General features: G+C 70.0%; 5 protein-coding genes and 1 pseudogene. 2 read left to right on the top strand and 4 right to left on the bottom strand.

Going from position 1 to position 6239, the window contains the following annotated elements; all coding sequences use genetic code 11:
• Positions 1 to 1247 (top strand): aminotransferase-like domain-containing protein (locus DW299_RS06415; protein WP_136036086.1); only part of this gene is annotated, 1247 nt, incomplete at its 5' end.
• Positions 1248 to 1276: 29 nt separating this feature from the next.
• A complete protein-coding gene (locus tag DW299_RS06410; RefSeq protein WP_136036085.1) occupies positions 1277 to 2290 on the top strand; it encodes an aldo/keto reductase family protein in 1014 nt (337 codons plus the stop codon).
• 61 nt (positions 2291 to 2351) lie between these two features.
• Here the strand turns inward: DW299_RS06410 and DW299_RS06405 are convergent, their stop codons facing one another.
• From DW299_RS06405 to DW299_RS06390, 4 genes and pseudogenes are all read right to left on the bottom strand, one after another.
• Entirely contained in the window at positions 2352 to 3272 is a 921-nt protein-coding gene (locus tag DW299_RS06405; protein WP_205812679.1) for a carbohydrate ABC transporter permease, read from the bottom strand.
• Positions 3269 to 4219, bottom strand: a complete 951-nt coding sequence (locus DW299_RS06400; protein ID WP_136029429.1) for a carbohydrate ABC transporter permease — start codon at positions 4217 to 4219, stop codon at positions 3269 to 3271. The genes DW299_RS06405 and DW299_RS06400 overlap by 4 nt, the downstream gene beginning before the upstream one ends.
• A 3-nt stretch (positions 4220 to 4222) precedes the next feature.
• Positions 4223 to 5536, bottom strand: a complete 1314-nt coding sequence (locus DW299_RS06395) for an ABC transporter substrate-binding protein (RefSeq protein WP_136036084.1) — start codon at positions 5534 to 5536, stop codon at positions 4223 to 4225.
• A 61-nt stretch (positions 5537 to 5597) separates the two neighbouring features.
• Positions 5598 to 6239: pseudogene (locus DW299_RS06390) on the bottom strand (aminotransferase class V-fold PLP-dependent enzyme); the annotation flags it as partial.

Below are 6239 nucleotides of genomic sequence, written 5' to 3'. Positions count from 1 at the left end.
TCCGCGGCACGGTCGTCTCCGCCTACGCCGTGCTCGCGGAGCAGGAGCTCGTGGAGCGGCGGCAGGGGAGCGGCACCCGCGTGGCGGGGACGGGTGCCCCCACCGCCCCTGCGCGTCCCGGTCGCGGCGAGGCCCTGTTCTCCGCGGTGCCGAACACGATCGACCTGCTGCGCACGGTGCCGCAGATCCCGGAGCTCGGCGTGCAGCTGATCCGCGACCATCAGCCGCGTCTCGACCTCGCGCTGCTGCCCGAGACCGACCCCGCAGGGCTCCCGGTGCTGCGCGAGCTGATCGCCGAGATGTACCGCGCGGAGGGCACGCCCACCACGCCCGAGCAGATCCTGGTGACGCACGGCGCGCAGCAGGCGATCAGCCTCGTGGTGAACGCGCTCGTCGAGCCGGGCGACATCGTGCTCGCGGAGGAGATCACCTGGCCCGGGGTGACCGACAGCGTGGGGCTGCGCGGCGGCACCGTCCAGGGGGTGCCGATGGGCGCGGACGGCCTCGACGTGGTCGCGCTGGAGCAGGCGATGGCCCGGCTGCGCCCCGTGCTGGTGGCGCTCAACCCGCACCACCAGAACCCCACGGGCACGCGCCTGCCCGCCGCGGCCCGGCACCGCGTGGCCGAGCTCGCCGCGCAGTACGGTGTGCCGGTGATCGAGGACCGCGTCGTCGCGGGGATCTCGTTCGACGGGGTCGTGCCGCCCACGCTCGCCTCGGAGCGGCCGGACGCCCCCGTGATGGTCGTCGAGTCGGTGTCGAAGTGGGCCTGGGCGGGGCTGCGGATCGGGTGGCTGCGTGCCGACCCGGTGCTGGTGCGGCGTCTGCGCGGCGCCCGGCAGCTCGCCGACCAGTCCACGAGCGTGCCCGGTCAGCTGCTCGCGCTCGACCTCATCGCGCACGCCGACGAGCTGCGGCGGGCCAACAGCCGCGTGCACCGGGAGCGGCTGCGGCTGCTGGAGCACCTGATGGCCGAGCACCTGCCCGACTGGACGTACGTGGCGCCGCGGGGCGGACTGGCGCTGTGGGCCGCGCTGCCCCGGGGGTCCGCGTCGGCTCTCGCCCGCGTCGCGGCGACCCACGGCGTCTCGATCGCCGGCACCGCCGCCTTCGCCGCGTCCCCCACGGCCCCCGACGACCACGTGCGCCTGCCCTTCACGGCGCCCGACGACGTGCTCGCGGAAGGGGTGCGCCGCCTTGGCGCGGCGTGGGGCGAGTATCGGGAATCCCTCGGCCGACCGGCCTGAGCGTCCGCCGCCGGGACTAGCGTTGATCCATGGTCAACTATCGCTATCTCGGCAACAGTGGTCTCAAGGTCTCGGAGATCACCTACGGCAACTGGGTCACGCACGCCTCACAGGTCGAAGACGACGCGGCCGTCAAGACCGTCCATGCGGCGCTCGACGCCGGCATCACCACGTTCGACACCGCCGACACATACGCCAACACGGCGGCCGAGGTCGTGCTCGGCAAGGCGCTCGAGGGCCAGCGCCGCGAAGGGCTCGAGATCTTCACGAAGGTCTACTTCCCGACCGGCCCGAAGGGCCCGAACGACACCGGCCTGAGCCGCAAGCACATCATGGAGTCGATCAACGGCTCGCTGAAGCGCCTCGGCACCGACTACGTCGACCTGTACCAGGCGCACCGCTTCGACTACGAGACCCCGCTGGAGGAGACGTTCCAGGCGTTCGCCGACGTCGTGCGGCAGGGCAAGGCGCTCTACATCGGCGTCTCGGAGTGGACGGCCGAGCAGCTGCGCGAGGGTCACGCGCTGGCGACGCAGCTCGGCATCCAGCTCATCTCGAACCAGCCGCAGTACTCCATGCTGTGGCGCGTGATCGAGGGCAAGGTCGTGCCCGCGTCGGAGGAGCTGGGCATCTCGCAGATCGTGTGGTCGCCGATGGCGCAGGGCGTGCTCAGCGGCAAGTACCTGCCGGGGCAGCCGGTGCCGGAGGGCTCGCGCGCGACCGACCAGAACTCCGGGGCCGGGTTCATCCAGAGCTTCCTGCAGGACGACATCCTCACCGCGGTGCAGCGTCTCAAGCCGATCGCCGAGCAGGCGGGGCTCACGATGCCGCAGCTCGCGATCGCGTGGGTGCTGCAGAACCCCAACGTGGCGGCGGCCCTGGTGGGCGCCTCCCGGCCCGAGCAGCTCGCCGACACCGTCAAGGCCTCGGGCGTGACGCTCGACGCCGACACGCTGTCCGCGATCGACGAGGCCCTGGGCGACACGGTGAACCGCGACGCCGAGCACACGTACTCCGTGTCCCCGAAGTCCCGCCTGGTCTGACCGGGGCAGGCGAAGGCCCCCTCCCGCGATCAGCGAGAGGGGGCCTTCGTCCGCGCGCGGGCTACTCCTTCACGGCGCCGGCCGTCAGGCCCTGCACGATCCAGCGGCTGGCGAGGGCGAACATCACCATGGTCGGCAGGATCGTCAGCACGGCCGCGGCCGACATGGAGCCCCAGTCGATGTTGAACGTGGAGATGAAGCCGTTCAGCGCCGAGGGCACGGTGCGGTTCGCGTCGGTGTTCATCAGCACGACCGACAGGAACAGCTCGTTCCAGCAGTTGACGAAGTTGAAGATGAACGCCGCGATGATGCCGGGCGTCATGACCGGCACCAGCACCCGGAACAGGGCCCCCAGGCGCGAGCAGCCGTCGATCATCGCCGCCTCCTCCAGCGCGTCGGGCACGTTCTCGAAGAAGCCGCGCAGCATCACGGTGGAGAACGGGATGCAGATCGCGATGTAGACGAGGATGAGTCCGGGCTTGGTGTCGACGAGGCCCAGGTCGGTCATCATCGAGTACAGCGGGCCGAGGGCGATGAACGCGGGGATCATCTGCGTCAGCAGGAACGCGATGAGGATCGCCCCCTTGCCGCGGAACTCGAAGCGCGCGAGCACGTAGGCGCTGAGCAGGGCGATGAGCGTCGCGACGGCTCCGGCCGACACCGCCACGATCGCCGAGTTGGCCAGGAAGACCCCGAACGAGCTCTTCTCGAACAGGCTCGTGAAGTTGTCGAACGAGGGCTCGCTCGGCCAGTACTCGATCGGGAAGCGGTTGATGGTCCCCGGCGACTTGAACGCGGTGAGCGTGATCCAGTACAGCGGGAACAGCGTGATCAGGAGCCACAGGGCCAGCCCGACCACGCGCACGACACCGCCGACGGTCACCCGCGGCCTCGGTCGCGGAGCGGCCTTCGGGTCGGGCACCGTGATCCGACGGGTCTCGGTGATCGAGGAACCGGTCCGGGTGGTCGAGGTGATGGTCATCGCTGCACCCTCCGCATCGCCATCAGATAGAAGGCGCAGAACACCATGAGGAACGCCACGACGATGAGCCCGATGGCGCTCGCGATGCCGTAGTTGCCCTGCTGCGTGTAGTTGATCATCCACGTCGTGATGATGTGGGTCTGGTTGGCCGGGCCGCCGTTCGTCATCGCGTAGATGATGTCGGGGAAGTTGAAGATCCAGATCACGCGCAGCAGGATCGTCAGCAGCAGCGTCATCGAGATGTACGGGATGATGATCGAGAACAGCTGCCGCACCTTGCCGGCGCCGTCGAGGCTCGCCGCCTCCAGCATCTCGTCGGGCACCGACTGGAGTGCCGCGAGGATCATGATCGCGAAGAACGTCACGCCGTACCAGATGTTCGCGACGATGACGGCGAACATCGCCAGCTTCGGGTCGGCCAGCCAGGGCAGCGGGGCGTCGATGAGGCCGGCCTTCATGAGCAGGTCGTTGACCACGCCGAACTCGGCGTTGAACATCCAGCGGAACAGCATGCCGATGAGGAAGCCCGACACCGCCCACGGGAAGAACACCAGCGCCTGGTAGAGCCCGCGGAAGCGGAACCGCTTGCGCAGGGCCAGCGCGATGAGGAAGCCGATGACGAGCTGGGGCACGAGCGAGCCGACCACCCACAGCACGGAGTTCCACGCCACGGTCGGGAACGCCGGGTCGCGGAACACGGCGAGGAAGTTGTCGAAGCCGACGAACGGGGTCGACGTGAGGTCCCACAGGTTCCAGTCGTGGAACGCCATGCGGGCGCCCTGCAGCATGGGCCAGTAGGTGAACCAGCAGACGAAAACGATCGCCGGGGCGAGGAACGCCAGCAGCGTCAGGGCGTGACGGCCGCGGAACGGCCGACGCCGTCCGCGTGCCGGGGAGGCCCCGCCGGCAGTGCCGACGGAGCCCCCTTCACGGATGGTGCGGGCCACGGGTCAGCCCTTCTCCGCGGCGTACTTCTCGGTCCAGAACGCATCCCACGAGGCGAGCAGGTCCTTCGTCGACATGGTGCCGAGCAGCACGCTCTGCACGTCCTGGTCGGACTTCTGGATCCACTCGGTCCACCAGCTCACGCCGCGCGGCTGGCGCACGTTGACGTAGGTGTCCGGGTCCTCGGTCATGGTGACGTAGCTGGTCCAGGGGCCCGTGGAGTAGAACTCGTCGTCGGCCGCGGCGGCGATGATCGGCACGAGGCTGTTGGCCTGGGCGAACTCGGTCGCGGGCTCGGCCGACGACAGGAACTCGACCAGCTTCACCGCCGCCTCGGTGTGCTCGCTGTTCTTCGCGACACCCCAGCCGGCGACGGCGAGCGGCTGCGCGGCCTTGCCCGAGGGGCCGACGAGCAGCGGAGCGGTGTCCCACTGGTCTTCGGTGAGCGAGGAGTCCTGCACGGTCGCGATCACCTCGGGGTCCTGCAGCAGGAAGGCCGTGGTGCCGTTCGTGAAGCCGGCGACCATCTCGGGGTAGCCCCAGGAGACGGCGGACGGCGGCGACGCCTCCTTGAAGAGGTCGAAGTAGTCGTCGACCGCATCCTGCGCCTCGGGAGCGGCGAAGATCGTCGAGCCGTCCTCCATGAGGAACGCATCTTCCGTGTCGAGCCCGTCGATCGTGTAGGCCTCGATCGCGGCCACCACGTTGCTGTTGGCGTTCTGGCCGCCGCGGAACGCGTAGCCGTAGATGTTGTTCGACGGATCCTGGATCGCGGACGCCTGCTCCAGCAGGTCCTTCCAGCTGTGCGGGGGACCGTCGAAGCCCGCCTCCTCCACGAGGTCGGTGCGGTAGAACAGCGACAGGCCGTAGAAGCCGTACGGGACGAAGTAGCTCTTGCCGTCCTCGGCGACGCCGGCGGACTTGGCGTTGTCGGTCAGCGCGTCCCAGCCGTCCCACTTCTTCAGGTCGGGGCCGAGGTCGTACAGCCAGCCGTTGTTGGCGAACGGACCGACCGTGATGTCGCGCACCTCGAGCACGTCGACGCCCTTGCCGGACTGGAGCATCTGCTGGATCTTCTGATCGGCCTGCTCGGTGGGCGGCGAGACCAGGTTCACCGTGATGTCGGGGTTCTCCTTCTCGAACTCGTCGAGGAGCCCGCGGATGAGCTCGGTGCGCGCCGGGTTCGTCAGGCTCTCGACCATCTGGAGGGTGACGTCTCCGTCGCCGCCGGACGAGCCGGAGCCTCCGGAGCAGCCGGTGAGTGCGAGGACGGCGACGGTGCCGACTCCCGCTGCGGTCGTCAAGATCTTGTTCTTCACGATGTGCCTCTCGGTGGGGGATGGGTGGGTGTGTTTCGGGTGGGTCGGGTCGTGCGGGTGGTCAGGGGAGGATGAGGGCGTCGGTGGGGCGGATGCCGGCGCGGCGCAGGATCGCGGGGATGCAGCGCTCGACGAACGCCTCGACGTCGGACGCCTCGGTGTAGAGGTGCGCGGAGAGGCGGAAGTAGCCGACCCCGCGGAAGCTCGTGAAGGCGGTCTCCACGCCGACCTCGTCGAGCAGGTCCATGCGCAGCGCGTCGGCCTCCTCGCGCGTCGCGCCGAGCCCGAGCGGCAGGCGGATCAGGCGCATGGACGGCACGGGGGAGGGCAGCGGGGTGAGCGGGTCCTCGTCGCCGTACGGGCGCAGCGCCTCGGCGATCAGCTCGGCCCCGGCGTCGGCGCGCTCGGCCATCGCGGCGCGGGCGTGCTCCCACCCGAACTCGGCCTCGATGAACTCGATCGCGGTGGGGGTGGCCAGGTACGTCGTGGCGTCGATCGTGCCCTGGGTGTCGAAGCGCCCGGGGTAGGGCTCGCGGGCGGCCCACGAGTCGATCAGCGGCCACAGCTCGTCGCGGTCGGGTGCTGCCGTGACGAGCAGGGCCGAGCCGCGGGGGGCGCAGGGCCACTTGTGCAGGTTGCCGAACCACCAGTCGCCGCCCGCGACCGCGGCGGCGTCGGCGATCAGGCCGGGGGCGTGGGCGGC

This window comes from Microbacterium sp. K35 (genome assembly GCF_004794375.1).
In the GTDB taxonomy this organism is placed as follows: domain Bacteria; phylum Actinomycetota; class Actinomycetes; order Actinomycetales; family Microbacteriaceae; genus Microbacterium; species Microbacterium sufflavum.
Note: the sequence above shows the minus strand (reverse complement) of the source record. Positions and strands in the feature narration are given on the sequence as shown.

Excerpts from the sequence above, each read along its gene's own strand:
- DW299_RS06405 (WP_205812679.1), bottom strand. The coding sequence starts at position 3,272 with ATGACCATCACCTCGACCACCCGGACCGGTTCCTCGATCACCGAGACC.
- DW299_RS06410 (WP_136036085.1), top strand. The coding sequence starts at position 1,277 with ATGGTCAACTATCGCTATCTCGGCAACAGTGGTCTCAAGGTCTCGGAG.